This is a genomic window from Alkalilimnicola ehrlichii, from assembly GCF_003399765.1.
Lineage (GTDB): Bacteria > Pseudomonadota > Gammaproteobacteria > Nitrococcales > AK92 > AK92.
In genome coordinates this window covers 60,934-87,269 of the sequence record NZ_NFZV01000006.1, presented here as the reverse complement: position 1 = coordinate 87,269, position 26,336 = coordinate 60,934, and the positions used below count along the sequence as shown (strand labels likewise).

Annotated in this window: 24 protein-coding genes and 4 pseudogenes; 12 read left to right on the top strand and 16 right to left on the bottom strand. The window is 58.6% G+C overall.

Annotation, left to right across the window (positions count from 1 at the left end; translation table 11 throughout):
• The 5 genes and pseudogenes from CAI21_RS07710 to CAI21_RS07690 all read right to left on the bottom strand — a co-directional run bounded on the left by CAI21_RS07710 (position 1) and on the right by CAI21_RS07690 (position 3,715).
• Positions 1 to 312 (bottom strand): hypothetical protein, encoded by a 312-nt coding sequence (locus CAI21_RS07710; protein ID WP_116301757.1) that lies wholly within the window; start codon positions 310 to 312, stop codon positions 1 to 3.
• Complete coding sequence (locus CAI21_RS07705; protein ID WP_116301756.1) at positions 257 to 718, bottom strand: phage holin family protein; 462 nt, start codon at positions 716 to 718, stop codon at positions 257 to 259. Before CAI21_RS07705 ends, CAI21_RS07710 begins: the two co-directional genes overlap by 56 nt.
• Positions 719 to 724: 6 nt before the next feature.
• Positions 725 to 973, bottom strand: a complete 249-nt coding sequence (locus CAI21_RS07700; protein ID WP_116301755.1) for an ElaB/YgaM/YqjD family protein — start codon at positions 971 to 973, stop codon at positions 725 to 727.
• Between the two features lie 110 nt (positions 974 to 1,083).
• A pseudogene (locus CAI21_RS07695) lies at positions 1,084 to 2,440 on the bottom strand (DegQ family serine endoprotease).
• Positions 2,441 to 2,779: 339 nt separating this feature from the next.
• On the bottom strand, positions 2,780 to 3,715 hold the full coding sequence (locus tag CAI21_RS07690; RefSeq protein ID WP_116301754.1) for a DnaJ C-terminal domain-containing protein: 936 nt from the start codon (positions 3,713 to 3,715) through the stop codon (positions 2,780 to 2,782).
• 366 nt (positions 3,716 to 4,081) lie between these two features.
• Here CAI21_RS07690 and rpmB point away from each other — a divergent pair, with 366 nt between their 5' ends.
• Together rpmB and rpmG are read left to right on the top strand one after the other, a co-directional pair.
• A complete protein-coding gene (gene rpmB, locus CAI21_RS07685; RefSeq protein WP_116301753.1) occupies positions 4,082 to 4,318 on the top strand; it encodes a 50S ribosomal protein L28 in 237 nt (78 codons plus the stop codon).
• 13 nt (positions 4,319 to 4,331) lie between these two features.
• Positions 4,332 to 4,487 (top strand): 50S ribosomal protein L33, encoded by a 156-nt coding sequence (gene rpmG / locus CAI21_RS07680; protein WP_116301752.1) that lies wholly within the window; start codon positions 4,332 to 4,334, stop codon positions 4,485 to 4,487.
• Between the two features lie 95 nt (positions 4,488 to 4,582).
• Here rpmG and CAI21_RS07675 read toward each other — a convergent pair.
• A pseudogene (locus CAI21_RS07675) lies at positions 4,583 to 5,763 on the bottom strand (DesA family fatty acid desaturase).
• 236 nt (positions 5,764 to 5,999) lie between these two features.
• Here CAI21_RS07675 and CAI21_RS07670 point away from each other — a divergent pair.
• Positions 6,000 to 7,199, top strand: coding sequence for an EAL and HDOD domain-containing protein (locus tag CAI21_RS07670; RefSeq protein WP_116301751.1), 1,200 nt, complete (start codon positions 6,000 to 6,002; stop codon positions 7,197 to 7,199).
• Between the two features lies 1 nt (position 7,200).
• On the opposite strand, the gene CAI21_RS07665 is transcribed toward CAI21_RS07670, so the two are convergent.
• Together CAI21_RS07665 and CAI21_RS25515 are read right to left on the bottom strand one after the other, a co-directional pair.
• Positions 7,201 to 8,604: a hydantoinase/oxoprolinase family protein gene (locus CAI21_RS07665; RefSeq protein WP_309544941.1), complete on the bottom strand. Its 1,404-nt coding sequence runs from the start codon at positions 8,602 to 8,604 to the stop codon at positions 7,201 to 7,203.
• Positions 8,559 to 9,179, bottom strand: coding sequence for a hydantoinase/oxoprolinase N-terminal domain-containing protein (locus CAI21_RS25515; protein WP_309544668.1), 621 nt, complete (start codon positions 9,177 to 9,179; stop codon positions 8,559 to 8,561). Before CAI21_RS25515 ends, CAI21_RS07665 begins: the two co-directional genes overlap by 46 nt.
• Positions 9,180 to 9,397: 218 nt before the next feature.
• Between CAI21_RS25515 and CAI21_RS07660 the strand changes: the two genes are divergently transcribed.
• From CAI21_RS07660 to mutM, 5 genes are all read left to right on the top strand, one after another.
• On the top strand, positions 9,398 to 10,327 hold the full coding sequence (locus CAI21_RS07660) for an ABC transporter ATP-binding protein (RefSeq protein WP_116301750.1): 930 nt from the start codon (positions 9,398 to 9,400) through the stop codon (positions 10,325 to 10,327).
• The gene (locus CAI21_RS07655) at positions 10,324 to 11,097 is read left to right on the top strand and encodes an ABC transporter permease (protein ID WP_116301749.1); all 774 of its coding nucleotides are present in this window, start codon (positions 10,324 to 10,326) and stop codon (positions 11,095 to 11,097) included. Before CAI21_RS07660 ends, CAI21_RS07655 begins: the two co-directional genes overlap by 4 nt.
• On the top strand, positions 11,094 to 12,440 hold the full coding sequence (locus CAI21_RS07650) for a GldG family protein (protein ID WP_116301748.1): 1,347 nt from the start codon (positions 11,094 to 11,096) through the stop codon (positions 12,438 to 12,440). Before CAI21_RS07655 ends, CAI21_RS07650 begins: the two co-directional genes overlap by 4 nt.
• Positions 12,441 to 12,549: 109 nt before the next feature.
• Positions 12,550 to 13,353, top strand: a complete 804-nt coding sequence (locus CAI21_RS07645) for a DUF4340 domain-containing protein (protein ID WP_116301747.1) — start codon at positions 12,550 to 12,552, stop codon at positions 13,351 to 13,353.
• Entirely contained in the window at positions 13,353 to 14,168 is an 816-nt protein-coding gene (gene mutM, locus CAI21_RS07640) for a bifunctional DNA-formamidopyrimidine glycosylase/DNA-(apurinic or apyrimidinic site) lyase (RefSeq protein ID WP_116301746.1), read from the top strand. The genes CAI21_RS07645 and mutM overlap by 1 nt, the downstream gene beginning before the upstream one ends.
• A gap of 72 nt (positions 14,169 to 14,240) precedes the next feature.
• On the opposite strand, the gene CAI21_RS24700 is transcribed toward mutM, so the two are convergent.
• Together CAI21_RS24700 and CAI21_RS24695 are read right to left on the bottom strand one after the other, a co-directional pair.
• Positions 14,241 to 14,528, bottom strand: a complete 288-nt coding sequence (locus CAI21_RS24700; RefSeq protein WP_258868040.1) for a GreA/GreB family elongation factor — start codon at positions 14,526 to 14,528, stop codon at positions 14,241 to 14,243.
• On the bottom strand, positions 14,525 to 14,746 hold the full coding sequence (locus CAI21_RS24695; RefSeq protein WP_258868039.1) for a hypothetical protein: 222 nt from the start codon (positions 14,744 to 14,746) through the stop codon (positions 14,525 to 14,527). Before CAI21_RS24695 ends, CAI21_RS24700 begins: the two co-directional genes overlap by 4 nt.
• A gap of 124 nt (positions 14,747 to 14,870) precedes the next feature.
• On the opposite strand from CAI21_RS24695, the gene CAI21_RS07630 reads away from it, so the two are divergent.
• The 4 genes from CAI21_RS07630 to CAI21_RS07615 all read left to right on the top strand — a co-directional run bounded on the left by CAI21_RS07630 (position 14,871) and on the right by CAI21_RS07615 (position 18,452).
• Complete coding sequence (locus CAI21_RS07630) at positions 14,871 to 15,440, top strand: LPP20 family lipoprotein (protein WP_116301745.1); 570 nt, start codon at positions 14,871 to 14,873, stop codon at positions 15,438 to 15,440.
• Positions 15,441 to 15,442: 2 nt separating this feature from the next.
• A complete protein-coding gene (locus tag CAI21_RS07625) occupies positions 15,443 to 16,054 on the top strand; it encodes a penicillin-binding protein activator LpoB (RefSeq protein ID WP_116301744.1) in 612 nt (203 codons plus the stop codon).
• 18 nt (positions 16,055 to 16,072) lie between these two features.
• Positions 16,073 to 17,350 carry a COG3014 family protein gene (locus CAI21_RS07620; RefSeq protein ID WP_116301743.1) on the top strand — a complete coding sequence of 426 codons (1,278 nt, stop codon included), beginning with the start codon at positions 16,073 to 16,075 and terminating at the stop codon, positions 17,348 to 17,350.
• 127 nt (positions 17,351 to 17,477) lie between these two features.
• A complete protein-coding gene (locus CAI21_RS07615) occupies positions 17,478 to 18,452 on the top strand; it encodes an LPP20 family lipoprotein (protein WP_181919311.1) in 975 nt (324 codons plus the stop codon).
• A 549-nt stretch (positions 18,453 to 19,001) separates the two neighbouring features.
• Here the strand turns inward: CAI21_RS07615 and CAI21_RS07605 are convergent.
• From CAI21_RS07605 to coaD, 6 genes and pseudogenes are all read right to left on the bottom strand, one after another.
• Positions 19,002 to 19,574, bottom strand: a complete 573-nt coding sequence (locus CAI21_RS07605) for a TetR/AcrR family transcriptional regulator (protein WP_220347788.1) — start codon at positions 19,572 to 19,574, stop codon at positions 19,002 to 19,004.
• A gap of 139 nt (positions 19,575 to 19,713) precedes the next feature.
• Positions 19,714 to 21,309 (bottom strand): efflux RND transporter permease subunit, encoded by a 1,596-nt coding sequence (locus CAI21_RS24690; protein ID WP_258868038.1) that lies wholly within the window; start codon positions 21,307 to 21,309, stop codon positions 19,714 to 19,716.
• A 140-nt stretch (positions 21,310 to 21,449) separates the two neighbouring features.
• Positions 21,450 to 22,817, bottom strand: a pseudogene (locus CAI21_RS24685) (efflux RND transporter permease subunit); the annotation flags it as partial.
• Positions 22,818 to 22,879: 62 nt separating this feature from the next.
• Positions 22,880 to 23,953 (bottom strand): efflux RND transporter periplasmic adaptor subunit, encoded by a 1,074-nt coding sequence (locus CAI21_RS07595; protein WP_116301740.1) that lies wholly within the window; start codon positions 23,951 to 23,953, stop codon positions 22,880 to 22,882.
• Positions 23,954 to 24,042: 89 nt separating this feature from the next.
• Positions 24,043 to 25,748 (bottom strand): annotated as a pseudogene (gene ggt, locus CAI21_RS07590) (gamma-glutamyltransferase).
• 96 nt (positions 25,749 to 25,844) lie between these two features.
• Positions 25,845 to 26,333: a pantetheine-phosphate adenylyltransferase gene (gene coaD / locus CAI21_RS07585; protein WP_116301739.1), complete on the bottom strand. Its 489-nt coding sequence runs from the start codon at positions 26,331 to 26,333 to the stop codon at positions 25,845 to 25,847.
• Positions 26,334 to 26,336 lie beyond the last annotated feature (3 nt).

The window sequence follows — 26,336 nt, the reverse complement described above, 5'->3', positions numbered from 1 at the left end:
TTATTCGTCGTAAGCCGTCATGGCACGTTGGAAGAGGGCCATGATTATCGGTGGCCCCAGATGGCGTATCAGCCATTGCAGGGATTTCTGCGTACCGTAATCCTTCGGGACGACATGCCGGCGCCGTTCGCGGCGTCGGCAACGCAGCAAAGCGATAGCAACGCCGGTGACAAAACTGCCTACCACCAAATTTGGCGACGTGACCGCCGAACGTGTAGCACTGGCCAAGCCCGTACGTCGGAGCTGGACGTCTTGCTTAGTGCGGATGACCTCCAGCTGTTTCTGAGCGATCCGTTGTTGCAAGCTGCTCATCGATCTTGGCTGCCTCCTTTTTCAACGCCCGCCGGGTTGCAGGAAAACTCAGTGCTTTGCTGCTTTGGTATATCCACCATGCCAGCCCAGCAGTGCCGGCGAGGTTAATTAGCGCAAATAGCAGGCTGGCTAGGCCCAGGTTCAGCCCGAGTTGATGCAGCCAGTAGACAAGAGCGCCCTGCAGGAACAGCCAGCCGCTAATTAGCGTGAAGCCGGCCGCTATTGCCAAGCCCAGCATTTTGGCGGCGTTTAAGCCTGCCAGCCGGGTCTCCAGCCCAAACAGTTCGAATAGCTCCGCCAGGAAGTTTCGTGTTGAGCGCAAAGTCTCTTCGAGACGATCCTTCAGCGATGGCGATTGCGCTGTTTCCGCGGCCCGTAATTCCTTCTCCGGTGTTGTGGCCGCCATTGCCGGTTAGCCGCGCAAGATCGAGCCGAGCACGAAGCCGGCGGCTAACGCGATGCCGACTGCCGTTAAAGGATGCTCGTGGATGTAGTCGGTCAGTTGCTCAGTGAGTTCTTGGGCGCGGTCGGAAGCGTCGAATCCGCGTTCGCGGAGAATGTCCTCGGCCTGTTCGCCATGCGCGCCAAGCTGGTCGATGGCTTCGTGAGCTGCTTGCTTCGCCCGAGAGGAAACCGAGCCGTTGCCTTCCTTGGTCGCCATATTCGCCTCCTGGAACTTCCGGTGCCCAAACGTCTTGAAGGAGCGGCGGCCGACAAAGCCGCCGCTACCTGAACTAAGGGTGTTGCGGGCCCTTTCCAAGCATACGATTATCAGCGTAGAAGCAGGAATAAAGCACCGCCGCCCCGGCGGATATGGAGGAGCAGTTGTTCGGGGTCGTCTCGCACAACGCGCTCGAAATCCGTGAGGCTTTCTACCGTGCGCCGATTAACCGATAGCACGATATCGCCTTGGCGTAGCCCGGCCCGAGCCGCAGGGCTGCCGCGCTCGACCTTGCGAACCACGACATAAGTGCGCTCCGTGTCTTGCGATTCGCCAAACTCGGCACCTTCCAAGCGGGGCGATAGCGCGCCGCTGGTGGAACCGGCCTCGCGTCGTTCGCTAATAGTCGCGGTGAGGTTTTGCGTTCGGCCGTTGCGCAGGATTTGCAACTCGACTTCTTCGCCGACTCTGATCATGCCGATACGGTTACGAATCGCAGCCGCCCGAGTAACGGGTTGGCCGTTGACCCTGAGCACCACGTCGCCGGCTTTCAGGCCGGCTTGTTCGGCGCCGGAGCCGCCTATCACCTCGGTGATCAGTACCCCGCGTACATCGTCATCGATATCGAAGGCTTGGGCCAGCGACGGTGTCAGATCTTGGACCGAAACGCCGAGCTGGCCGCGATGGACTTCGCCATGGCTGATTAGCTGTTGCATGACGTTCTCGGCCATCCGGGCGGGGATTGCAAAGCCGATACCGATGTTGCCGCCGGCGGGCTTAAAATCGCGGTATTGATGCCTACCAGCTCCCCGCGAAGATTAACCAGTGCGCCTCCGGAGTTGCCCGGGTTAATAGATGCGTCGGTTTGAATGAAGTCCTCGTAACCTTCGAGAATCAGGCCGGTGCGTCCCAAGGCGCTGACGATCCCCGAGGTGACGGTTTGACCTAAGCCGAACGGGTTGCCGATCGCGACGACAAAGTCGCCGACGCGGAGACTGTCCGAGTTGGCGAGCGGCAGTTCGACCAGGCGGTTGGCTTCCACTTGAATGATGGCCACGTCGGTTTCCGGATCGCTCCCGACAACCTCTGCGGTAAGTTCGCGGCCGTCGGTCAAGGTGACGGTAATCTCGTCGGCGCGATGAATCACATGGTGATTGGTAATAATGTAGCCTTTCTCGGCGTCGACAATGACCCCGGAGCCAAGGCTATTGGAGCGCGCTCGCGCGGGTGGTCCGGCATATCGAAAAAACGGCGGAAGAAAGGGTCTTGAAAAAGCGGGTTTTCTTGCGTGCGGACCCGGCCGGTAGTCGCAATATTGACCACGGCGGGCTGCACGCGCTCAAGCATGGGAGCCAATGACGGGAGCTCTTCCCCGTCGACTGAGGCGGGCAGCGAGGCGCTCGCCTTGCTCGCCCCGAGCACTAACAAGAATGAGAAGAAAATCAATTTCTGTATCAATATCTTCATCGTTGTGACCTTATTGTTCCCCAATATTCACTGAAGGAAACGCTGAGCTATTCCCCTGCGCCTCTGGTCCGTCCGCCGCCTCGCGCTTGCTGTCAAAAGTAGCGGTCATTATCTGCAAGCCCCCTGGCAGCGAACATGCCGCACAGCCAGAAACCTTAGGGAATACGTTAGTGATTCCTTATGGCGCGATCACAGACGGCGGTGCTTGTATAGACCCGTACCGCGGGCGGTTGTTCCAATGAAGATGCTACCTATAACGCATTCGTAGCATAGGGGGCGGGAAACGTCGACTGCCGATGGTTTCCGCCGGCAGCGACGTTTCGCGATGCGCGCCGTTCTTCATAGTCCGGCGCGGGGGTCGAAGTCGAGTTCGTCTCGCATGCGTTCGTATAATCGACGGGCGCGATCGGAGTTAGCCGGTGGAGTGACGATTTTTAATACTAAATACTGATCGCCCGGCGGATCGCCCGGTAAACCGAGGCCTTTCAGCCGCAGCTTACGGCCGGTTTGCGAACTGGGTGGAATGGTGACATCGACTTGGCCGGCCAAGGTTGGCGCCTTCAGTTTCGTCCCTAAGGCCGCTTCCCAAGGTGCGAGAGGAAGCTCGACCAGGATATTTTTTCGATCGGCCTTAAATAGTGCGTGCGGCTCAAACTTCACCTTGAGGTATAAGTCGCCGGCCGGGCCCCCGGCAAGCCCCGGATAGCCTTGGCCGCTTAATCGGATCTGCTGCCCTTCTTGGATGCCGGCTGGCACTTTGACCTTCAGTTTACGAGGTTGTCGTTGAATGCTGCCGTCGGCACTGCGCACCGGCGATTGTAAGGTCACTTCCCGCTCGGTGCCGGTAAACGCCTCGGGAATGGATACGTTTACCGTTGCTCGTTCGTCTTCGCCGCGTACGCCCTCGCCATGACTGTCGAATATGTCGTCGAAGCCGCTGTTACGTCCGCGGAAAGGGTTCTCGCCGAACAGGCTTTCGAAAAACTCGCTAAAGCTATCGGTGCCGTCGGAGCGACGTCCTCCCCAGCCGGGCGGTGGGCGAAAATCCTGCCCGGCCCGCCAGTTGCTGCCGAGTTGGTCGTAGGCGCGCCGCTTATCGGCGTCCTTCAGTACTTCGTAAGCCTCAGCGACTTCCTTGAATCGTTGTTCTGCGTCCGGCTCTTTACTGACGTCGGGATGATACTTCCGTGCGAGGCGACGGTAGGCCGTTTTAATTTGTTCCGGTGTTGCGGAGCGGGAGACGTCCAGCACCTTGTAATAATCTTTATATTGCATGAGGTATAGCTCGCTTTTGTCAGCGACTTGGCGTACTGCTGTCGGAGGCGTCGTATAGGCTGTTGTATTAAGATCCTGATTGTTCTCGTCCTTCTTTTGCAGCCTATGTCTTTTAAGAAAGCGCGGGACGATGCCTACGTCACTCTTCGGCCACGCGGAGCGCGTTTGCTAAAGGCGAGAAAGGTATCGTTCCGCATTTCTTTAAGACACGCTCAGTGTTTCTCATAGTCTAATTAGCTGTACAGCTTTATCTATAGTCGGGGCAGTATCCCTTGATCCCGACGCGACAAGCTGGTATAAAGTCTGCCCTTTACTCGACTTCGAGACACGCAAGCACATTTTGCTTGGCTTAGGAGCTGGTTCCCCATGTCCAAGGTTTGCCAGGTAACGGGTAAGCGCCCGACCACGGGAAATAACGTATCGCACGCGAACAACAAGACGCGTCGTCGGTTTTTGCCGAATCTTCAGTATCACCGCTTCTGGGTGGAGAACGAGCAGCGCTGGGTGCGTCTGCGTGTCTCTACCAAGGGCATGCGCATCATCGATAAGCGCGGCATCGAGCCGGTCCTTGCCGATCTGCGTAGCCGCGGTGAAAAGGTCTAAGGGAGCGTAACTGATGCGCGACAAGATCAAACTGGTGTCTTCTGCCGGAACCGGTCACTTCTACACCACGAACAAGAACAAGCGGAATACTCCGCATAAGCTCGAGTTCAAGAAGTACGACCCGGTTGTTCGCAAGCACGTGATGTACAAAGAGGCTAAGATCAAGTAATTCGTTACTTGGTCGTTGTGGCCATGAAAAACCCGCCATTGGCGGTTTTTATTGCCTGTATGCAGGGGAGGAAGGAGCCTTCCTCCCCTGCAGGTTTAACGGGCGGTGCCGGCTAAGGTGTAGCCGCGAAGGCGTTCGGAGAACTCTTGCAGCGCGCGGATGCCGCTAGCCTCAGCCTGGGCGCACCATTCCTGTAAGCTTTTAACTAAGGCCTCTTGATTGGCGCTGGAGCGCTTCCAGACCTGCTGCAAGCGGCGGCGGTACTCGTACACCGTTTGCAGGCGCTCGTTGAGCGAGAACACATCGTTCAGTCGCTGTTTGCCGTGCGAGTCGAGAAGGTTCTCGTCGCGAATCAGCGAGCGCCGGGCCCGCTTATACAGGCGGCGGCAGGAGTCGTCCGCGCGCTGTAGCTCTTCTCGTAACGTCGGCATGATGACTTCGCGGCCGTAATTGGCCATGACGTGCAAGCGGTTCACAACGACTGCGGTAACCGTATCGCTATCTAGCTCCGCTTTTGCCGTTTGAATACGCGGTGCCGGCGCTACCCGCTTGACCTTAGCCAGCCGCAGTCGCTCTAAATTCTTAATGTAGAACCAACCCAGGTCGAACTCCCAGGGGCGGAGAGAAAATTTGGCCGAGCTGGGGAAGGCGTGGTGGTTGTTATGCAACTCTTCGCCACCGACCAGAAGGCCCAGCGGCGAAATGTTGGTGGAGGCGTCTGCAGGCTCGAAATTGCGATACCCCCAATAGTGCCCGACGCCATTGATGACGCCGGCCGCCCACAGTGGAATCCACAGCATTTGTACCGCCCAGATCGTTAAACCGATTGGCCCGAACAGGACAATGTTGGCAAGCGCCATCAGAGTGATGCCGAGCCAACTGAAACGCTTATAGAGTTTGCGCTCAAGCCAGTCGTTGGGCGTACCGTGGCCATAACGGGCGACGATCTCAGGATCGCGTGCCGCTTCCCGGTACAATTCCGCGCCGCGCCAAAATACCGTGCGCAGGCCTTTAACCTTCGGGCTATGCGGATCATCGTCGGTTTCGCATTTGGCGTGGTGTTTGCGGTGAATAGCAACCCATTCGCTGGTTACCATGCCGGTAGTGAGCCATAGCCAGAAGCGGAAAAATGGGCGATTGCCGGGTGTAGGTCCAGGCCGCGATGAGCTTGATGGCGATGAAGATAAACTGTAACGGCGACGATCGTTACATGCGTCAGTGCCAGAGCGACTAGCACGTACCCCCACCAGGGCAATTGAAGAAGGCCGTTCCACATAAGTAAAGCGTTCTCGCTGAGTTCGGTTAGCTCAGGTGTTGACTCGTTGTGCGCTGTAATGTTCCGCAGGGTAAGTGCGATACCGTTTTTCCTGTTGCAGCGCAAAACGTACCAAAAGGGTGTATTGGTGTTTTATCATGAACTAGTGACGTATTGCGTTGTTCCCTTAGCTAATCCTTGTTAATAATCGCAACATATTCAAGGGCCATGACCGCTTAGCGGCTACTGAGTCTCATATGCAGGATATTTTTGTCGCGCGCCAGCCCATTTTCGACCGCGAACAGCAAGTGTACGCGTACGAGCTGTTATTTCGAGGAGAAAATACCGACAGCGCGAATGTAATCGACGGCGATAGCGCGACCTCGCAAGTCGTGCTGAACGCATTTACGGTGATCGGGCTAGATGATCTGGTGGGGCCAAAGCCGGCTTTCATCAACTTTACTCGACGTTTCATTGTCGACGAAGCGCGCCTGCCGTTTCCCGTTGATCGGGTCGTGGTCGAAGTGTTGGAAGGTACCGAGCCGGACCCCTTACTGATGCGTAGCCTTGCTGAGATGAAGGCGCAGGGTTATCAAATCGCCTTGGACGATTTCGGTTATGACGTGCGTTTGGCGCCTTTGTTGAAGTTGGCCGATATCGTCAAGATCGAAGTCTCGGCTTATGACGAGGCCGGTTTGCGGGAGCAAGTAGTTTTGTTAGCGCCTTACAAAGTGCGCTTACTTGCCGAAAAAGTAGAAACCCAAGAGCAATTCGAACTTTGCCGCAGTTTAGGTTTCGACCTGTTTCAGGGGTATTTCCTCTGTCGGCCGAAGACGGTGCGCGGCAGTTCGGTGGCGGTGCACCGGTTGCCGGCTTTTCGCCTCTTAGCAGCGCTATATGAGCCAGAGGTTGACCTTGATGAGTTAGAAACTCTAATAGGTCAAGACGTTACGATAAGCTATAAGTTACTGCGCTATCTGAACTCGGCGTTTTTCTCGACAACCCAGCCTATCGACTCTATACGGCAAGCACTGATTTACCTTGGTGTCGATAAGCTACGAGCTTGGGCTTCTGTGTTGGCGTTGGCGGCGGTGCCCGATAAGCCGGAGGAGTTGATTGCAACGCTAACCACGCGCGCCAAAATGTGCGAGGGGCTTGCAGAGCGGTTAGAGCTGTCTCCCAAAGCTCGCTATTTCTCTGCCGGTTTGTTTGCGGGTCTCGATGCATTACTGGATGTGTCGCTGGAAGAGGCCGTGGACGCGCTCCATCTCAGCGAGGAAATCAAAGCGGCATTGCTCCGGTACGAGGGGGCTGCCGGCCAATTGTTGGAATGCGTGTTGGCTTACGAGCGTGGCGATTGGGCTCGTATCGAAGCCTTGGGCATCGATCGGCAGTTGGTGATCGATGCCTATTTGCAGGCTATTCGTTGGACCGATGAGGTTCGCGATAGTTGGTGAATCATCGCTCCAGCAGCAAATTGCCTATGGCATCGACACGACAGTGCCAGCCCGGTGCCAAATAAGTTGTCGATACGGTTTCGGTGATCAGCGCCGGTCCTGCGAACGTTTGTCCATGGCCTAGCGCAGTGCGCTCCCAAACTGGAACCGGGGTGTCAAAGCCATGCAGTCGGACTTCCCCGCGCGGGCTCCCCGCACTCTTGGTAATCGCGGCAAGCGTGCGTTTCGGCGTCGGGCCGGTAACGGCAACTCGCACATTCACCAGTTCCACGACCTCCTCCAGGCGGTGGCCGTAGCGGTCGGCATGAGCCCGGTGAAAGGCCTCCGTTGTCGGCGCGATCCCTTCCCACGGCACAGTTAGCGTGTAGGCTTGGCCGACATAGCGTAAATCCACCGCCGCTCGCGCGGTGATCTCGGCATCGGCAACGCCTTCGCGTCGCAGTGCCGCTCGACCCTCTGTCGCTAACTGCGCAAGCGTGGATTCGATGCTGGCCGGATCGATCTCGGTAAGTGTTCCGGTTAAGGTATGCGACAGTTGCCGGCCGTGAGGAGCGGCCAACATGCCCAGCGCGGATAGCACTCCGGCATGCACCGGTACCAAAGCGTGATGCATATCTAGCGCCTCGGCCAAGGCACAGACATGAAGCCCGCCGGCGCCGCCGAAAGAGGCGAGGGTAAACCCGCGCGGGTCGATGCCGCGCGCTACCGAAATAACTCGCAGGGCCCGCGCCATGTGCTCGTTGGCCAAGCGGACGATGCCGGCTGCGGTTTCCTCTAACGACAAGCCGAGGGCGGCGCCGAGCTCGCCGACGGCCCGTTGCGCGGCAGCCATATCCAGTTGCATATCCCCGCCAAGAAAAGCATCGGGACGTAAACGGCCGAGGATCAGATTCGCGTCGGTGACGGTAGGGCGTCTACCCCCTTGACCGTAGCACGCCGGCCCCGGGTCGGCCCCGGCCGATTCAGGCCCTACTTGAAGCATGCCGCCGGCATCGCGATAGGCAATCGATCCGCCACCGGCGCCGATGGTGTGCATGTCGACCATCGGCACGCCAACCGGATAACGGCCGATATGACCTTCGCTGGTTAATTGCAGTTCGCCGTCGATCAAGGCGACGTCCGTGGATGTGCCGCCCATGTCAAAGGTAAGCAGTTGCGGACGCTGCGCTAACTCGCCGATGCGTTTGGCGCCCATCAGGCCGCCAGCAGGGCCGGATAACAACATATGCACCGCTTGCTCCCCGGCCCGATCGGCATCGGCAGTATCGCCCGAGCTTTGCATAATGCTGATGTGTGCGTCGGGCAATCCGTCCGCCAGCCGTTGCAAATAACCTTCGACCAAGGGGCCGACATAAGCATTTAGCCAGGTTGTGATGCCGCGTTCGTACTCGCGGTACTCCGGCAATACAGCCGACGAGCGCGAGATAAAATCCCGTCGGGAACTATTGCCTCGATAGCTTGTTCAAAGCGGTGATCGAGGAAGGAAAACAGCAGGTTGATCGCAACCGAGGCGGGTTTGAGTTTAGCTAGCGCGGCTTTCAGCGCGGCGAGATCGGCCTCGGTGAGCGGGTCGACGACCTTCCCGTTAGCATCCAGCCGACCGCCTGTTTCAAGGCACAGTTCCGGCGGCACCGGAGGCGGTTCGCTCTTCGGTTGTAGGCTGTAGAGTTCGGCGCGGTTTTGCCGCCCCAGCGTGAGCAGATCGCCCAAGCCGCGGTTGGCGATAAAAACCGTACGTACCCCTTTACCTTCCAGCACGGCATTGGTGGCCACGGTCGAGCCGTGGATGACGGTAATCGGCATCTCCGCCAAGCCCAGCTCGCGGACGCCCCGAATAATGGCCTGTTCGGGGGCGCTTGGGGTAGAAAGCACCTTGTGCGTTCTAATGCTCTGGCCGTCGAAATGGACTAAATCGGTGAAGGTGCCGCCGGTGTCGACGCCGACCACATGGGTGCTAGAGTTGGCTGGGGTTTTTGTCATACGTCAGGCTCGGTATATTGGGGCGAACTGATGCGCGCTGTGCGTCCTCTATCCTATATAAGAACTAAGTTTACTCATGTGCTTAAGCCTTATCCCCAAGATCTTCGACCACACGCCGCAGGCCCGGCGGAGATCCAAGGGGTGAATCAGTGTTTCCTTAATGCGGCGGGTCGAAGGTCGACCGTTTGCCAACTTTTCCGGTAGGGATACTAAAACATATGACGGGCGAAATCCTGTTAAAAGCCCAAGGGCTAGAGCGAGACTATGGCGACCGTAAGGCGTTGCGCGGCGTCAGTCTAGAGCTTGCCCGCGGCGAAGTGCTCGGTTTGCTAGGGCCGAACGGCGCGGGTAAAACCACGACGTTAAGTATTCTAAGCGGCACCTTGCCGCCGACAGCGGGTAGCGTACGGCTTAACGGCGCTGACTTATTGGACGGCGGCCGGGCCGCTAAGCGCGATCTCGGCTATTTGCCCGAGCTACCGCCGGTGTACCCCGAAATGCGCGTTAGCGCCTATTTGCGCTACTGTGCGCGTTTACGCGGCATGGAGCGAGCGCTGATTCCCGCAGCGGTCGACGAGGCAATGCGGCGTTGCGGCCTGACGGAGGTCGGTTCCCGCCTGATCGGCAAGCTGTCGAAGGGTTTTCAGCAGCGGGTCGGTATCGCTCAGGCCATTGTCCATCGGCCGGCGCTGGTGATTCTCGATGAGCCGACAGTGGGTCTCGACCCCTTGCAGATCCGCGCCGTGCGCGCGTTGATCGCCGAGCTCCGCCAAGAGCATGGCGTTATCATTTCCAGCCACATTCTCCCCGAAATCCAAAGCCTTTGCGATCGGGTGATTATTCTTTATCAGGGTAACGCTGTGTATTCCGGCTACTTAAACGAGCTGAATGCCGTGGCCGACGTCCAAGAGTTCATGGTGAGTTTTGCCCAGCCGCCGGCCATCGAGCGCTTGCAAACGCTCGCTGGCGTCGAGCAAGCGGAGGCACTGGACAGCCGGCGCTTACGCTTATTGCTGAGCGATCAAGCCGCCGCCGAACGGGTGCTGCAACTTGCGGTGCGCGAAGGCTGGGGGTTGCGAGAATGGGTGCCTGTACAGCAGAGTCTTGAGCAGCTATTTGTCGCCTTAACGCATGGGGAGGCCGCATGAGATTCGACGGCATGTTTGCGATTGCAGGCCGCGAATTTCGTAGCTTGTTCGCCTCGCCTTTGGCGTGGGCTTTGTTGGCGGTCACTCAGTTTCTGTTGGCCTGGCGTTTTCTGCAGCTGGTGGACGAGTTCCAGCTTTATCTGGAGCCTCTACTGGTACAAGTCAACAGCCCGCTAGGTGTGACCGATCTGGTCGTTGCGCGGTTTCTTGGCGATCCGACCCTTCTTATGCTGCTGTTGCTGGTTTTGGGCGTGTTAGCCATGCGCTTGATCACCGAGGAGCGACGTAGCGGTACCTTGCAGTTGCTATTCTCCTCGCCAATCACGGCAACCGAAATCGTGCTTGGCAAGTACCTCGGCGCGCTCGGTTTCGTGGCCGTTCTGCTATCGCTTTGGGTTCTGATGCCGTTGTCGCTGATGTTGGGAACCAGCCTCGATCTGGCACGCTTGGCGGCGGCAGCGGTGGGGCTTGGTCTGATGGCTGCCGCATTGTTGGCCGCCGCGACGTATATTTCCTGCCTTACGGTACAACCGGGGGTGGCGGCGGTCGGCACCTTCGGTATTGGGCTGTTGTTCATGCTGTTTCACTATGGCGCCGGAGCAACCGCGGATAATAGCGCCGTTTTCGAGTATCTGAGCAGCTTAAGCCACTACGATAACTTGCTGACCGGGTCGGTGCAGAGCAGTAGCCTCGCCTACTTCGCCTTGCTCATTATCGGCTTTCTCGCGTTTGCGGTGCGCCGCCTGGATGCTCTGAGGGTGCAATCATGAACCGACGGTTGTGGCTGCGAATCAACGGTTTTTTATTTGCCGTGCTGTTTCTGAGCTGTTTGGCGGCGATAGCCTGGTTGAGTCAGCGTCATGACGTGAGCTGGCAATGGGCCGGTGCGGCGCAGACTCAGGTTACCGAACCGAGCCGACGTTTGGTTGCGCAGATGGAGCAACCGGTCATGGTTTATGCGTTCGTGCCCGAGGGGCATTTTCTAGAGCGTCACCTTGAAGGTTTGTTTTCGCGTTATCAGCGGCATAAGGCCGACTTTAGTTGGCAATTCATTAATCCCGAAGCGCGCCCCGACTTGGTGCGGCGAATGGGCGTCGGCAGTGCGGGTGAAGTCGTCATCGAGTACGGCGAGCGGCGCGAGCACGTCGAGGTGCCTAACGAAGCGCATATCAGTGCGGCGTTGGAGCGGCTGCAACGGGGCTCCGGTCAGCGCATCGGCTTTTTAACGGGGCACGGCGAGCGGAGTTTGCACGGCCAGGCAAACTACGACCTTGGCTCGTTCGGGCGGGCCTTGGAAGGCAAGGGTTACTACCTGCAGGCGCTGCGTTTGGCCGCTAGCGGCCAGGTGCCTGCCGAGATCGATCTATTGCTGATTAACGGGCCGCAAACGGATTTGCTGCCCGGTGCGGTGCGAGCCGTGCGTCAATATGTCGAGCGAGGCGGCAATCTGCTTTGGCTGTACGAGCCGGGCGATGCAGAGCGGTTTCCGGAGCTGATCCAGCACCTCGGCGTGTTGCCCGTCGATGGCGTGGTCACCGATCCGAAATCGCGCGAAATGTTAGCCATCGACGACCCACGGCTTATTCTGTTGGAAGACTATCCGGCGCATGCTATTACCCAACGGCTCAGCGGTCTGACCTTGTTTCCGCAGATTCGCCCTTTAGGTCTGCTTGAGGACAGTGTTTGGCTGGCCGAGCCACTGCTTATTACGGCTGCCCGGCATCAGTTAGCACCCGACTTCGACAAGGCGCCGGAGGAGCGAATTGAACTTGCAGAGGACGAACGCTTGATGCTGGCGGTTAGTTTGACGCGCGACGTGCTCGGTTCGGAGGGCGAGTTACGTCAACAGCGCGCGGCTATGATCGGCGATGGCGACTTTCTTTCCAACACCTATATCGGGAACGGCGCTAATCTACAACTAGGGCTGAACATCGTCGATTGGCTGACCGAGTCGGAAGTCTTTCTCGATCTCTATACACAGGCTGCACCCGATCAGCGCTTGAATCTGCGCGGTTGGCAGACCTTGGCGATCGGCTTTGGGTTTCTGTTGGTGCTGCCGCTGGCATTCCTCGCTGTCGGAGGTTGGCATTGGTGGCGTCGCCGTTCGGGGTAAGCGTAGTGGTCGATTTGCTTTTTCTCCGCCCGCCAGCTGTGTCTATAGCCCCTTTCCGAGGGCAAAAAGGCGCTCTGCCCCCGTCAATGGAAAGGGGGCAATCGTTAGTATGAGTAAACGCATACTGCTGAATGTGGGCCTACTTGCCCTGCTCTTGGGGCTGGCGCTACTGGTTTGGCGGGAGTTGACACCGGAGCCAAATCACGGGCGGCTGACTCGGCTCAGCGCCGATGCGGTCGACCGTATCGTAATCGAGCCGGCTAACGGTCAAATGGTGCGTTTAACGCGGGATCGAGACAGTTGGCAGATAGTACAGCCGCGTACCTTGCCGGCCAGTCGGTTTCACGTAGAGCAGGTGCTGGAATTGCTCACGGCGCGGAGTGCCGCTCGTTATCCGGCAGCGAGCATGGATCTTGCCGCGGTAGGCCTGGACAAACCGCGATTACGGGTTAGTTTAGGTGATAAGAGTTTTGTTTTCGGCGCCGCCGAGCCGCTGACACAGCGTCGTTATGTTCTGCTCGACGACGAAGTGTTCTTGATTTTGGATTCGGTTTCGCCGTTTCTGCTAGGACCGTGGTGGAACTTCATCGACCGAAAGCTGTTGGATATCGGCCACGATATTGTGGCGATCGAGTTGAACGGCGAAGACCTGCTGGTAGGCGATGCTGCCGACCAACTCGTCGAGCGTTGGCGTAACGTTAGCGCCCGTATCGTCAGGCCGCTCGATGAGGGCGAGGCACAACCCCATGGGCAGACGGTGGAGCTGCGCTTAGCCAATGGCGAGACGGTGCAGTGGCTTTTGCTAGCGGGGGGCGAACCGCGCTTATTGCGGCCTGATTTAGGGCTCGTCTACCATGTCGATAAGTCGACCTTGTCCGCTTTAACGGGGGAGACCGAAGAGGAGGTGTACTGATGCCCGAACTACCTGAAGTCGAAACGACTCTCCGTGGTATCGCACCCTATGTCGAAGGTCATCGGGTTAGTCAGGTCATGGTGCGCGAGCGTCGTTTGCGCTGGCCGATACCCTTTGAATTGGCCGTGACCTTATGCGGAGAAACCGTGACTCGCTTACGCAGGCGGGGCAAGTATCTGCTCTTTGATACCCGCGCCGGCACGATGCTGATGCACTTAGGCATGTCGGGCAGCTTACGCATCTTGCGAGAGCCGGAACCCCCGAAGCGGCACGAACATGTCGACATCGTTTTCGACGATGGCGCCTGCTTACGTTTTACCGACCCGCGCCGCTTCGGCAGCATGCACTGGGTCGACGGCGACCCGCAGGCGCATCCTCTACTGGCTCATCTAGGCCCCGAGCCTCTAAGCGACGAGTTTACCGGTACTTATCTTTATCGGCGCTCGCGCAACCGACGTAGCCCGATAAAAACCTTTCTAATGGACAGCGAAGTGGTGGTAGGCGTTGGTAATATCTATGCCAACGAAGCCTTGTTCCAGGCTGGCATCCGGCCGACTCGCCCTGCCGGGAAAGTTGGCTTGGTACGCTATCAGCGTTTGGCGGAGGCTGTAAAAGAGGTGTTGGCTGCCGCTATTCAGGCAGGCGGTACCACCTTGCGCGATTTCACCAGCGGCGAAGGCAAACCGGGCTATTTTAAACAGGAGCTGGCCGTCTACGGCCGGGCGGGCGAAGCTTGTTTACGCTGTGAGGGCACTGTCGAAGTTGCGCGTTTGGGGCAGAGGGCGACGTATTATTGCCCTGATTGCCAGCGGTGACGGGTAGCGTCCGATTTCGCCCTCCTGGGCGAGAACCCGCAGGAGGCCTGTCCGCCAAGAAGTCGTTACTGCCTACTCAAACGGCGCATACCGGATATCGGTAACGACATAAACAGCCTCACCCTTGGGTAGGCTAACCCGCACCTCGTCGTCCAGGCCTTTGCGCATAACGGCGCGGCCCAGCGGCGAGTCCATGCTGATCCAGCCGCGATCGAGATCCAGCTCGTCCGGTCCGACCACGCGATAACGATACAATTCGCCGTCTTCGTCTTCGAGTTCGAACCAGGCACCGAAATAAATCCGGCTTTGATCGTCCGGCGCACGGTCCACAACCGTGATGCCATCCAGGCGCTTCGTCAAAAACGAATCCTGCGGTCGATCTCGCGCAACTGCTTTTTGCCATAAATATACTCCGCGTTTTCCGAGCGATCGCCCATAGCGGCGGCTTCCGATACCGCTTGGGTGACCTGCGGACGCTTCACTTTCCACAAGTAGTTGAGTTCTTCCCGCAGGCGTTCGGCCCCTTCGGGGGTGATGTACTTCGAACTCGGCGGCCGAGGTGGACGGTAGCGGCTCATAAGTCGTTTCCTGCGTGAGTACCTGTTCTCATTCGTAAAACGTTAAGGTTATCGCTTGATCGACTACTAGGGTATATTGATGAACCGGGAGATGCCGTCCATCGCAGTAAGGAATACGAAGCACATGATGTCCTCCTCTCTACGTTCCGTCGCCGCCGTGCTGATGTTATTGGTGGCTTTAGCCGCAGCAGGTTGCGCCAGTCATCGTACCAGTGTCGAGAGCAACCTTGGCATACGCGGAGCGCCGGACTGGGTCAATCAAGGCAGCCAAGCGCTCAACGATCGTGACGGCCGCTATATTCACGGGGTCGGTAGCGCGCCGACGATGGCGGACCGTTCCCTTCAGGAATCTACCGCAGACAACCGTGCCCGCGCCGAAGTCGCTCGCGTATTATCGTCTTATATGGACGTCGTGATGCGCGATTATACCGCCCAGGCTGGCGGTAGCGACGGTGTGAATGAACAAGCCGTCAGCCGTCAAATCGACAACCTTACCCGCGTGAACATGAGCGGCGTGCGAATCATCGCCCGCTGGCGCGATCCGCGTACGGACATCGTGTACAGTTTGGCCGAACTCGACATGGAGCGAGTCCAGGCGACGGTCGCGGCAACAGAAGAAATGAATCGCAGCCTGCGCGAGCACATCGGGCAGCGCGGTAATAATCTATTCGACAACATGGCTCAGGGTGATTAAGGATGCAGGTGCGGCAAGTTGGTGCTTTGACGTGGGTCATCATGCTGCTGGTGGTGCTGGCCTTAAGCGGCTGCTCGACGCGGGTCGACCGTGTCGGTGCGGAGGAAACGCATGACTTAAGCGGCCGTTGGAACGATACCGACTCTCGTATGGTGTCGGAAGAAATGGTTGCCGATTTGCTCTCGCGCGCTTGGCTCACCGAGCATGCCGAACGGCGCGGAGGACGGCCCACGGTGATCGTCGGCGAAGTCCGCAACCTCAGCCACGAGCATATCAACGTTAATACCTTCATCCGCGATATCGAGCGGGAGTTGATTAATGCGGGTCGGGTTACCTTTGTGGCCGGCGGTCGCGAGCGGGAGGCGATTCGCGAAGAGCGTGCCGACCAGGATCTGCACGCAACCGATGCGACTCGCAGCGCCATGGGGCGGGAGATCGGCGCCGATTACATGCTTACCGGTACGATCAATACGATCATGGATGTCGAAGGGCGCACCCAGGTCGCTTACTACCAGGTCGATCTTGCGCTAACCAGCATGGCCGACAACCGGCGAGTCTGGGTTGGGCAGAAGAAGATTAAGAAAGTCATCCAGCGTGGCCGGTTTCGTTCGTAACGCTTGAGGTCGCCGCCGATGAATCCGCTGGCGACCTGGCGGTTGCTGCCTTTGCTTTTGGTCTTAGTGCTGAGCGGCTGTGCTACGCACGGCCAAGCATTGAACCGGATGGAAGGCCATCTGCTATCGCAGCAACCTGAGCAGGCATTGCAGGCGTTACAGCCGTTGCAGGGGGCGAATCGCAACCGCGCGCTGTATGAGCTTAACCGAGGCATGTTGCTGCGGATGCAGGGCGAGCTGGAGGCCAGTGTCGAGGCCTTCGAGAAGGCGAAAACACTTGGCTTGAGTCTCGATGCGATTAGCATCAGCGAGTCGTTAGGGGCGCTGACAGTCGCGGAGAACGTTCGCAGCTATACGCCCGATGTGCATGAACGCATCCTGCTTCATGTTTATCAGGCTTTGAACTTTCTGGAGCTCGGCGAGTTCGACGCCGCGCGCGTGGAAGCGCTCCAGCTCGATTTGGCACTGCGACGACTCGATCCCGCGACGGGGCGGGCACCGTACGGCGGCGATGCCTTCGCGCGTTATCTCACCGGCGTCATTTATGAGGCTGCGGGCGAGTGGAGCGATGCGATGATTGCCTACCGGCTGGCGTTGCGCACCTATGACGAGCAAACTCAGCCAGCGCCGGTCAGTCTTGCCGCGCGCCTACTAGCGCTGAGCGACTATCTCGACTTGGTCGACGAACATGCCGAGTACCGACATCGCTTTAACGGCATCGATTGGGCGCCGATCGATCTGCCGGTTACCGGTGGGGAAGTGGTGGTCATCCTGCACAACGGATTAGCGCCACGTAAATACGAGAGATCCGTCACAACGCAGAGCTACGATACCGGGCAACTTTATCGGGTGGCCCTGCCGGCCTTGCGGCGACGCCCGCCGACGGTCGCTTCGTTCAGCGTTCATGCCGGCGAACTGCAATCGCAGGGCGAAGCCGCCGAGTGGGTGTATCAGTTAGCCGATAGCGCATTGGAGCGACAGCTGCCTGGTTTGACTGCGCGTGCGCTGACGCGCAATGTTGCCCGGCATAATGCGGCTAAGCGAGCCCGCGAGGAAAACCCATTCCTCGGGTTTTTGGTTAATTTAGGCGGTGCGCTTAGCGAGCAGGCGGATGTCCGCAGTTGGCGTACGTTGCCTGATAATATACAAATCGCCCGCCTGCGCCTGGCTCCAGGGAGCCATACGCTGACGGTCAAATTATGGGACAGCGCGGGGCGGCTTGTGGAAGAGCGAGAGATCGCTTCGCTAAATCTGGACGAGGGCGATCTGCGCGTCGTGTCCTTACATTGGATGTAAACCGCCACCGAAGGCTGGCATTCAGGAAGCGCTCAAACAATACGCTTGCGCCGCGTTTGGTCTAAGGTGTGAGCAATGTTCGGGGGTTTTCTTTAGGGGGATATGTGAAAAAATAAACCTGATCTCGTTGGTCATTATCGTTATTGTTATTCAATACGGCTGTGCCCGTCATGCTGGGCCGGCGGCGCCGGGTTGGGTTTACGGTACGGCCGAGGATTATCCGGCCGAGCGCTACCTGACCGGGCGCGGCGAAGCCGATACCGCTGCCCAAGCGCGGGATCGCGCGCGCGCGGATTTGGCCAAAACCTTCGAAGTGCGTATCGAAGAGCAAAGTCTTGATCGCAGTAGCCGCCAAGAAACCGGCGATGGGCTGGTTATTCAAAGCCAAGAGGTCGCGCGCGAGCTGCAAACGCGGATCGATCGGGTTGTGCGAGGCGTTGAAATTGCAGCCCAATGGCGCGACCCGCAAAGCGGGCGCCACCACGCACTCGCGGTCTTGTCGCGCGCCCGCGCCGTACATGGCCTGCGAGATGAGATCGCAGCGCTCGATGAAGCTACCGAGGCTTATATCTCCCAGGCACAAGCGCAAACGGATTTATTCGCCCAACTACGGGCGGCGGCACATTCGATTGCCGCCCAGCGTCAACGCGAAGAGTTGCAGCGCAATTTGCGCGTTCTCGATGCAACCGGTCAAGGCGTCCCGCCCCGGTGGTCCTTAGCGCGTTTAGAGGCCGACTACGACGAGTTGCTGCTGCGCGTCTCGGTTCGCCCGGAAAGCAGTGGCGATTACGCGCGCGATATGCGGGAAGGGTTGTCGGCAGCCTTGGCGCATGCTGGTTTTACCGTAACTTCCGCCGCACAGTACACTGTTTTTGCCCGCCTCGATATCGAGGATCTCAGCCCGCGGGACGGTTGGCATTGGCGCAATGGCGTACTTGAAGTGTCGTTACGCGACGAGTATGGCCATAGTGTGGGCAGCCGTCGCTGGGTGCTAAAAGAGGCCGCTACCGATCCGGCACTTGCCGACCGGCGGATTATCGAAGCCGCCGTTGCAACGCTCGTCGACGAGCTTGGTGCCGCAATCTTTAGCTTTACCGAATAGCGTTTGTTCGGTTGTGCCGTTGCTAGTTTGGGATCGCGAGCAGAGGCCTCTGCCCTGGGTCAGAGGCCGTTCCTCGACGATAATCGCTTTTGTTAATGATTTGGGAAGGTTGGGGTATGGGTACCTTACGTATATCTCGGGACAGCGGTTACGCCGATCGAGCACGAAAGTACAAAATCATTTGTAACGGCGAGTGCCTTGGCAAGATAGGGAACGGAGAAACGCAAGAATACGAGGTTTCACCGGGGGCAAGGAGGTCTACCTGAAGATCGACTGGTGCCGTTCCAATAAGGTGCGCGTCGAGGTACCAGAGAATGGCCTCGTTTCCGTTAAAGGCGGTTCCAACCTGCGCGGACTCAAGCTCCTGCTGGCCATTTTCTACGTACTGCTCGCGCCGCATAACTACCTCTGGCTTTCAAGTAATTCCGATTAGCCGGTGCGTCGAACCGTGCAGCGGCAGGCGGTCGTGGCAGAAATAAAAAGCCGGCATCCTGCCGGCACCTCGCATCCGTTTTGTTCGATTTAGCGCAATGAGTTAAGTAGGCGCACTCACGCTGCCGTTGCTAAGGCGGCATCTATGAGCACTTTAGCCGCTTCCTTGGCCTGGTCGGCATGCGTCAGGTCGCCTGTGATTTGCGTCATCACCGTCGCCCCTTCGATAAGCAGAACGAGTTGCTCGCCTAAGGTTTCCGGGTTGGGTACGCCGGCGTCGGCAGCCAGGCCGGAAATGTACTTGATACGCAGCCGCTTATGATCGGCTGCCGCCTGATGAATAGGATGATCCAAATCGGGATATTGTACGGCTAGGTTGGCCGAAGGGCAGCCGCGAAAGCCTTCCCCTTCCATCCACTCCCGCAGGACGTCAAAGATCGCGATTAAACGCTCTTTCGGCGTGTAGTTCTTATCGTTGACCGCTTCTTCGAATTCCTCTCGCGCTCGGTCGTGGAATCGCTGCGCAGCGGCTAGCACCAAGTCTTCCTTGGATTTGAAGTGCTTGTAGAGCGTCATTTTAGCCACGCCAGCTTCGGCCAGAATCTTGTCGATGCCGGTGGTGTGGCAACCATTACGGTAAAATAACTCGATTGCTGTATCGAGCAAGTGATCTCGTCTGTTAGAGCTCATGGCAAATCCGTAGGAAATCTCGCAAACTCCTATAATAGCTCCGAGCATGGGTGCCTAGCAAAGTGGGCATGTGTCTCGTCTCCGAGCGAAGTTGAACAATTTCTTACTGCTGTCCGTTTAATGAGCGACCGATAAGGGATTAATCGGTCTCCTGTCGTTGAAAACGGCGTCCCCAAGCAACGCTCAATTGGCGCCTACGGCGTCGTAGCCGTCGGCCGCTATTGACGCCGATCATGAGCAGGCAGGGAGTTAGTAAGAGCGTTAGAACGGTGGCGAAGCTGAGACCGCCGGCAATGGTGCTCGATAATTGCGTCCACCACTGTGTCGACGGTGCACCGAAGGACACCTCGCGGCCAATCAGGTCGATGTTCATGCCGATGACCATCGGCAGTAGACCGAGCACTGTCGTGAAGGCAGTGAGGAGAACCGGTCGTAGACGCTGAGCGCCGGTGCGCAGAATCGCCTCGCGCGCGCGTAAGCCGCGGCCGCGCAACTCGTTATAGGTATCGATCAGAATAATATTGTTGTTTACGACGATACCGGCCAAGGCAATGATCCCCATGCCGCTCATAACAACGCCGAAGGGTTGCGCGCTGACTAATAGCCCAAGGAGCACGCCGGCCGTCGACAGGACGATAGCGCTAAGCACCAGCAGTGCTTGATAAATGCTATTGAACTGGGTTACTAGCAATAGTGTCATTAAGCCGATGGCAATCAAGAATGCGATGCTTAAGAAACGCCCGGCTTCCTCCTGATCCTCCAGCTCGCCGCGAAAGCGGTACTCGACGCCTGGTAAGTCGACTTCGGCCAGTGCGGCTTGTAGCCGCTGTACTTGATTATCGGGCAGTAGGCCTTCCTCGACATCGGCGAGGATGTTCAGTACCCGCTGGCCGCCGCTGCGCTCGATAACGCCCGTTTGCGGCTGCGGCTCGAAACGGACGAAGTTGCCGATCGGCACCTGGCCGCGCTCGGTCGGTACGCGCAGGTTGGCGAGCTGCTCTAGACTGCGGCTATCGGCGGGGAAACGAACGCGAATTTCGACTTCATCGTCGGCATCGTCGGGTCGGTACTCGGAGATCAAGATACCGCCGGTCATTAGCTGTACCGCATTGCCGAGCAAGGCGACGTCGGCGCCGTAACGCGCGGCCGCTTGGCGATCGACTTGCAGCCCCCATTCGATGCCCGGTAGCGGGCGGCTGTCTTCCACATCGGTAAAGCCGCCGACGTCCGCCATGACTTCCCGGATGCGTTCGATGGCCGGCGCTAAGCGACTCGGGTCGCGGCTGGTTACTTCGATATCGATCGGTTTGCCGGAAGGCGGCCCCTGCTGTTGTTCGCGCGCTTCTATGACGATACCCGGAATATCCGCGGTCCGTTCGCGGACTTCGGCCAGGATTTGCGCAGCCGGTCGTCGCTGCTGCCAATCGATAAATTCGACCTGGATCACGCCGATGACATCTTCCGCCATATCTTGAAACATTATGTTTGTGGTGCCGGTGCGGACGTACAAGGTTTCGAATTCCGGCATGCCAAGCAGGCGTTCTTCAACTTGGCGGACGATGGCATCCTCTTCCCAGGCGGATAAGTCGCCGCGGGCGTGAATTTGGATTTGCGCCGCCTCCGGTTCGATGGTGGGGAAAAACTCCACGCCTTTGCCGAGGGCGCCGTAGGCGAAGTAGGTCGCCACGATAAAGCCAAGCATGCCGAGCAGGAACTTGCCGGGATGCTTGAGCAATTTATCGAGCAGCCGGATGTAGCGCCCGGTGAAACCTCCGATCTGCCCCAGGTCGCCGTGCTCGGCGATCCTGAATAGACGGCCGCGTTCTTCGTCCGGCTCCGCCGTGCCCGCGCGACTATGCCCCCAAGTACGGGGATGAAGATCAATGCCATGGCTAAGGACGCTGCTAGCGTCACCAATACTGTGATGGGCAGGAATTTCATGAACTCGCCGACGATGCCCGGCCAGAACAGTAGGGGGAGGAATACGGCTAGCGTGGTAGCGGTCGAGGCGATAATCGGCCAAGCCATGCGCGTTGCGGCATAGGCGTAGGAGGCTCGCGGCGGGTCGCCTTCGGTGAGTCGGCGTTCGGCTAGCTCGACAACGACGATGGCGCCGTCCACCAGCAAGCCGACGACCATGATCAAGCTGAACAGTACGACGATATTCAGCGTGTAGCCCATCGAGAAAATGGCCAGGATACCTGTGAGAAAGGCGCCGGGTATCGCAATGCCGACTAGGATGCCCGGTCGCAGTCCGAGCGTGGCAATGATGACGATCATCACCAGCAAGACGGCAAAGACGACGTTGTTCTGTAGATCGCGCAGCACTGTCCGAACTTCTTCGGAACGATCCTGCATGTAGATGACTTGCACCGACTCCGGCCACTCGCTGCTCATGGACTCGGTAACGGTGCGCACCTGCTCGATCGTATCGATGATATTGGCGCCCAGGCGCTTGGAAACTTCTAGAATGACGGCCGGCTCGCCTTCGACGCGGGCAAAACCTTCCGGATCCTTATAGGTGCGTCGGATGTCGGCCACATCGGCGAAAGTGACCACGGTATCGCCGACGACTTTTACCGGCATAGTCATCACGTCGTCGATGTCTTCGACGACGCCGGGGACGGTGACGGGAAGTCGGCCGGTGCCGGTGTCGATCGTGCCGGCGGGGATGAGCAGATTATTACGCTCGACCAAGCTTATCAATTGCTCGAAGCTGAGGTCGTAGGTTTCCATGACGGTCGGCTCGACGATGATCTCGAGCAGCTCCTCGCGATCGCCGCCGATATCGACCTCCAGAACCCCGGGTAAGGCCTCCAGGCGGTCGGAGAGTTCGCGCGCGAGCGTGACCAAGGTGCGTTCGGGTACGGGTCCGGACAGCGCGATACTGATGACCGGAAACAGGGCGATGTTGATTTCGTTAACGCTCGGCTCGTCGGTGCCCGGCGGCAGGTCGGCGCGAGCCGTATCGACGCGGTCGCGAACGTCCTGCAAAGCGGTATCGGCGTCGAAGCCGGCATCGAACTCAAGCAGAATAGAAGCGTGACCTTCGCTACCTGTGGCGCGCAGGTCTTGCAAGCCTTCCAAGGCTTGCAACTCGCGTTCCATGGGTCGGATTAGGAGACGCTCGGCATCTTCGGGCGAGATACCTTCGTAATTGATAGACACGTAGATGAACGGTACCGGTACATCCGGCTCGGATTCCTTTGGAATTGCGATATAAGCGCCGGCGCCAAGGAGCATGAGGAGAAATAGGCAGAACAAAACTGCCCTTGAGCGGTTGAAGGCGGCATCGATGAGCCGCTTCATTCATCCTCTCCCGCAAGGCTGACGCGCACTTCTTGCCCGGCGTCGACGAACCCTTGGCCGACGGTGATGATCAACGCTTCCTCCGGTAGTCCGGCCACCCATACGCCATCGGGCTGGGAGCGAATCAATTCGATGGGATGGAATTCCACCCGGCTGTCCTCATCCACCGTCTTGACGCCCAGAATGCCCGCAGCATTGAGGCTTAATTGGGCGGGAGACAGAAAATGTCCGGGCACCCTGCCGAGAACGATCTGCGTTTCGGCGCTAATGCCGGCCGGAATGCTGCCACCCGGATTTTCGATATGAATCTCGACCGGAAAAGTGCGGGTTCCCGTATCGGCACTGGCGGAAATGTAGCGGATCTGCCCTTCGACGGCATCGTGGCCGAACAGCCTGATGCGTACTGGACTGTCGGTATTGATTTGGCCAATGGCTTGTTGCGGAACGTCAACGCGCACTTGCAGCGGGTCATTGTTAACGATAACGCCGATTTCGGTGCCGGGGCTTACGTAATCGCCCTCTTCGACAAAGCGCTGGTTAAAGATGCCGCTAAACGGTGCGCGAACCTCGATCTGGCGGACGGATTCCTCGGCGGCTCGTACTTCCGCCTGCGCTTGTTGAAGGGCGGCGAACGCTTGTCGTGTTTCGATATCGGCTTGATAGCCCTCGTCGGCCAAGCCGCGAGCGGCATCGTAGGCCACTTGAGCCTGTTCCAGCTGAGCGCGGGCTTGCTCTAGTCGGCTGAGGCGCTCCGCTTCCGATAAGCGGAGAATGGTTTGCCCTCGTTCCACCCGAGCGCCTTGCCTTACCAACAACTCGGCGACGGGGCCGGAGGTTTCCGAGCGTAAGGTGACGTAGCGGTTAGGCTCGGTTTGTCCTTGTAAGGTTAATGTGCGGTCGACGGGAGTGGCTTCGTGCCACTCCGCTCTGACGAGAAAAGGCGTCGGTGCAGGGCGCGCCGCGTCTGCCGGGGGTGTACCGGCGACTTCTCGGGTTAGGTGGCCGCTGGCTAACCAGAGTACGAGAGCGAGCGCCAAGCCCGCGGCAATCAGCAGTGATTTCCGTCTCACGTTACGCCTCTTGCGAGATTATTCATTCGCCCTTTTTCTTGGGCAGGACACGGGGAGGCGTGTACAGCCGAAAATTGCGACAACCATGCTCAGTCGTCCATTTCTATGACGATGGCCTCGCCGCCTCCGCGGGGATCGGAGGCTGCCTCCACGAGATTCTGCGCTTTATCCCAGAAGATGGCCTGCATATCGCCGTACTGACGACGCACGTTGTTTAGCTCGTGGCCAAGCTGCTTGAGCTGGCGACGTTCTTCGGCGTTGAAGGCGCCCGGTTCGTACTGTATTTCGTCGGGTAGATACTGGTGATGAAAGCGGGGGCTTTCGACCCAGCGGGTGACCGGCTCCCCAGCCGCAAAATCCAAAATACCTAATAAAACCATAGTAACGATACGGCTGCCGCCGGGCGTACCGAGCAAGGCGACGGCCTCGTCGGTTTCCAGAAAGGTCGGCGACATGCTCGACAAGGGGCGCTTGCCGGGCTCAATGGCATTCGCTTCGCTGCCTACTAGGCCATACACATTCGGTACGCCGGGTTGAGCCGAGAAATCGTCCATCTCGTTATTAAGCAATAGGCCGGTGCCTTCGGCAACGAACGCCGAGCCGAAGGGGTAGTTGATCGTTAGCGTTGCGGCAACCCGGTTGCCTTCCTTGTCGATAATCGAAAAATGAGTAGTGCTCTCGCCGCTGGGGCTGCGGGCTTCGACGCCGCGTAATTGCTCGCTAGGCGTGGCCCGATCAAGCCGCAGGTTATGCCGCAGTCCGTCCGCGTAATCGGGGCTGATCAGCCGAGCGACCGGAATATCGACAAAATCGGAGTCGCCTAAGTACTCTGCTCGGTCGCGATAAGCACGGCGCATGGCTTCGACGAGCAGATGCGTCCGCTCCACGGCGTCGAAATCTTCGAGCGGATAATGCTCCAGCATATTTAGCATAGCGATAATGCTAATGCCGCCGGCAGACGGTGGCGGTGCGGACACTACGCGGATGCCGCGGTATTCGCCCACTATGGGTTCGCGTTCGACCACCCGGTAGTTTTCCAGGTCTGCAAGCTGCCAGATACCGCCCGCCTGGCGGACGCTATCGACCAGACGCTCGGCGAATTCGCCCCGGTAGAAAGCCTCGGCACCCTTTTCCGCGATCAGCTCCAAAGTGTCGGCCAAGTCCGGTTGACGAATGCGGTGGCCGATGGGGGGACGACGCCGTCGTGCAGAAAGATCTCCGCTGCCGCCGGGAACTCGTTCAAGTCGCGTAGGCGAAACATTGCCATGCGGCGGTAGTGTTCGTCGACTTCGAAGCCTTCCCGGGCGTAACGGATTGCCGGTGCCAGACTCTTGGCGAGCGGCAGTCGGCCGTACTCTTCCGCCAAATGAGCGAGTGCCGCCGGTGTGCCGGGGATACCGGCGGCTAACGGTCCGACCAAGGCGGCTTGTTGGTCGAATTCGCCGTCCTCATCGAGATACATGTCCGCATGGGCTTCGCCGGGTGCGGTTTCTCGGCCGTCGAGAAAGATATCGCGTTGGTCTTCGGCGCGGTGTAATAACCAAAACCCGCCGCCGCCGATACCCGAGCCGTAGGGCTCGACAACCGCCAAGGCGGCGCTGACGGCGACGGCGGCATCGAAGGCGTTACCGCCGGCGGTTAGAATTTCCTCGCCGGCCGCGGAGGCAAGCGGGTGGGCGCTGGCAATAGCTGCGGCGGGTGGGGTTTCGCTGGCGGCTTTTGTAGCCGGCACCGCTATGATGAAAACGACGCTCAGTAAGGTAAAGAAAACACGTTTGCCGGTGCGGTCGATCATACTAACCTTCTCATGCAGAGACTGGGTGCGAAGCGGCTCCCTGCTTCCGGATGATTGGGATGATGTAGAAGATATTCCACTGTCCGGGTAAGGCGTTTACTTACGCCTTACCCGGGCCTGTAGCGCCTCGTTCACGGCCGGGTGAACGAACTTGGAGACGTCGCCGCCCAGAGCGGCTACTTCGCGCACCAAACTCGAGGAAATATAGGAATATTGTTCGGCTGGGGTCAGAAACATGGTTTCCGCGTCCACCAGTTGCCGATTCATGCTGGCCAATTGAAATTCGTACTCGAAGTCGGAAACGGCGCGCAGGCCGCGGAGGATGACTTGTGCGCCTTCTTCGCGGACAAACTCGGCAAGCAGCGTATCGAAGGTTTGGATACGGACATTAGGGATATGGCCCAACACGGTCGATGCCAGTTCTAGCCGCTCGTCGAGCGTAAATGCCGGCCGCTTGCTCGGGCTGGGATAGGCCGCAACGGCAAGCACCAGCGTATCGAACAGCTTCGCCGCGCGCTCCACCAGATCGCTGTGCCCGTTGGTGATCGGATCGAACGTGCCCGGGTAGATGGCTTTGATGCTCATAGT

What these genes read in the sequence shown, in the direction of transcription:
- CAI21_RS07710 (WP_116301757.1), bottom strand. Translation starts at nt 312, where the DNA reads ATGAGCAGCTTGCAACAACGGATCGCTCAGAAACAGCTGGAGGTCATC.
- CAI21_RS07705 (WP_116301756.1), bottom strand. Translation starts at nt 718, where the DNA reads ATGGCGGCCACAACACCGGAGAAGGAATTACGGGCCGCGGAAACAGCG.
- CAI21_RS07700 (WP_116301755.1), bottom strand. Translation starts at nt 973, where the DNA reads ATGGCGACCAAGGAAGGCAACGGCTCGGTTTCCTCTCGGGCGAAGCAA.
- CAI21_RS07690 (WP_116301754.1), bottom strand. Translation starts at nt 3,715, where the DNA reads ATGCAATATAAAGATTATTACAAGGTGCTGGACGTCTCCCGCTCCGCA.
- rpmB (WP_116301753.1), top strand. Translation starts at nt 4,082, where the DNA reads ATGTCCAAGGTTTGCCAGGTAACGGGTAAGCGCCCGACCACGGGAAAT.
- rpmG (WP_116301752.1), top strand. Translation starts at nt 4,332, where the DNA reads ATGCGCGACAAGATCAAACTGGTGTCTTCTGCCGGAACCGGTCACTTC.
- CAI21_RS07670 (WP_116301751.1), top strand. Translation starts at nt 6,000, where the DNA reads ATGCAGGATATTTTTGTCGCGCGCCAGCCCATTTTCGACCGCGAACAG.
- CAI21_RS25515 (WP_309544668.1), bottom strand. Translation starts at nt 9,179, where the DNA reads ATGACAAAAACCCCAGCCAACTCTAGCACCCATGTGGTCGGCGTCGAC.
- CAI21_RS07660 (WP_116301750.1), top strand. Translation starts at nt 9,398, where the DNA reads ATGACGGGCGAAATCCTGTTAAAAGCCCAAGGGCTAGAGCGAGACTAT.
- CAI21_RS07655 (WP_116301749.1), top strand. Translation starts at nt 10,324, where the DNA reads ATGAGATTCGACGGCATGTTTGCGATTGCAGGCCGCGAATTTCGTAGC.
- CAI21_RS07650 (WP_116301748.1), top strand. Translation starts at nt 11,094, where the DNA reads ATGAACCGACGGTTGTGGCTGCGAATCAACGGTTTTTTATTTGCCGTG.
- CAI21_RS07645 (WP_116301747.1), top strand. Translation starts at nt 12,550, where the DNA reads ATGAGTAAACGCATACTGCTGAATGTGGGCCTACTTGCCCTGCTCTTG.
- mutM (WP_116301746.1), top strand. Translation starts at nt 13,353, where the DNA reads ATGCCCGAACTACCTGAAGTCGAAACGACTCTCCGTGGTATCGCACCC.
- CAI21_RS24695 (WP_258868039.1), bottom strand. Translation starts at nt 14,746, where the DNA reads ATGAGCCGCTACCGTCCACCTCGGCCGCCGAGTTCGAAGTACATCACC.
- CAI21_RS07630 (WP_116301745.1), top strand. Translation starts at nt 14,871, where the DNA reads ATGATGTCCTCCTCTCTACGTTCCGTCGCCGCCGTGCTGATGTTATTG.
- CAI21_RS07625 (WP_116301744.1), top strand. Translation starts at nt 15,443, where the DNA reads ATGCAGGTGCGGCAAGTTGGTGCTTTGACGTGGGTCATCATGCTGCTG.
- CAI21_RS07620 (WP_116301743.1), top strand. Translation starts at nt 16,073, where the DNA reads ATGAATCCGCTGGCGACCTGGCGGTTGCTGCCTTTGCTTTTGGTCTTA.
- CAI21_RS07605 (WP_220347788.1), bottom strand. Translation starts at nt 19,574, where the DNA reads ATGAGCTCTAACAGACGAGATCACTTGCTCGATACAGCAATCGAGTTA.
- coaD (WP_116301739.1), bottom strand. Translation starts at nt 26,333, where the DNA reads ATGAGCATCAAAGCCATCTACCCGGGCACGTTCGATCCGATCACCAAC.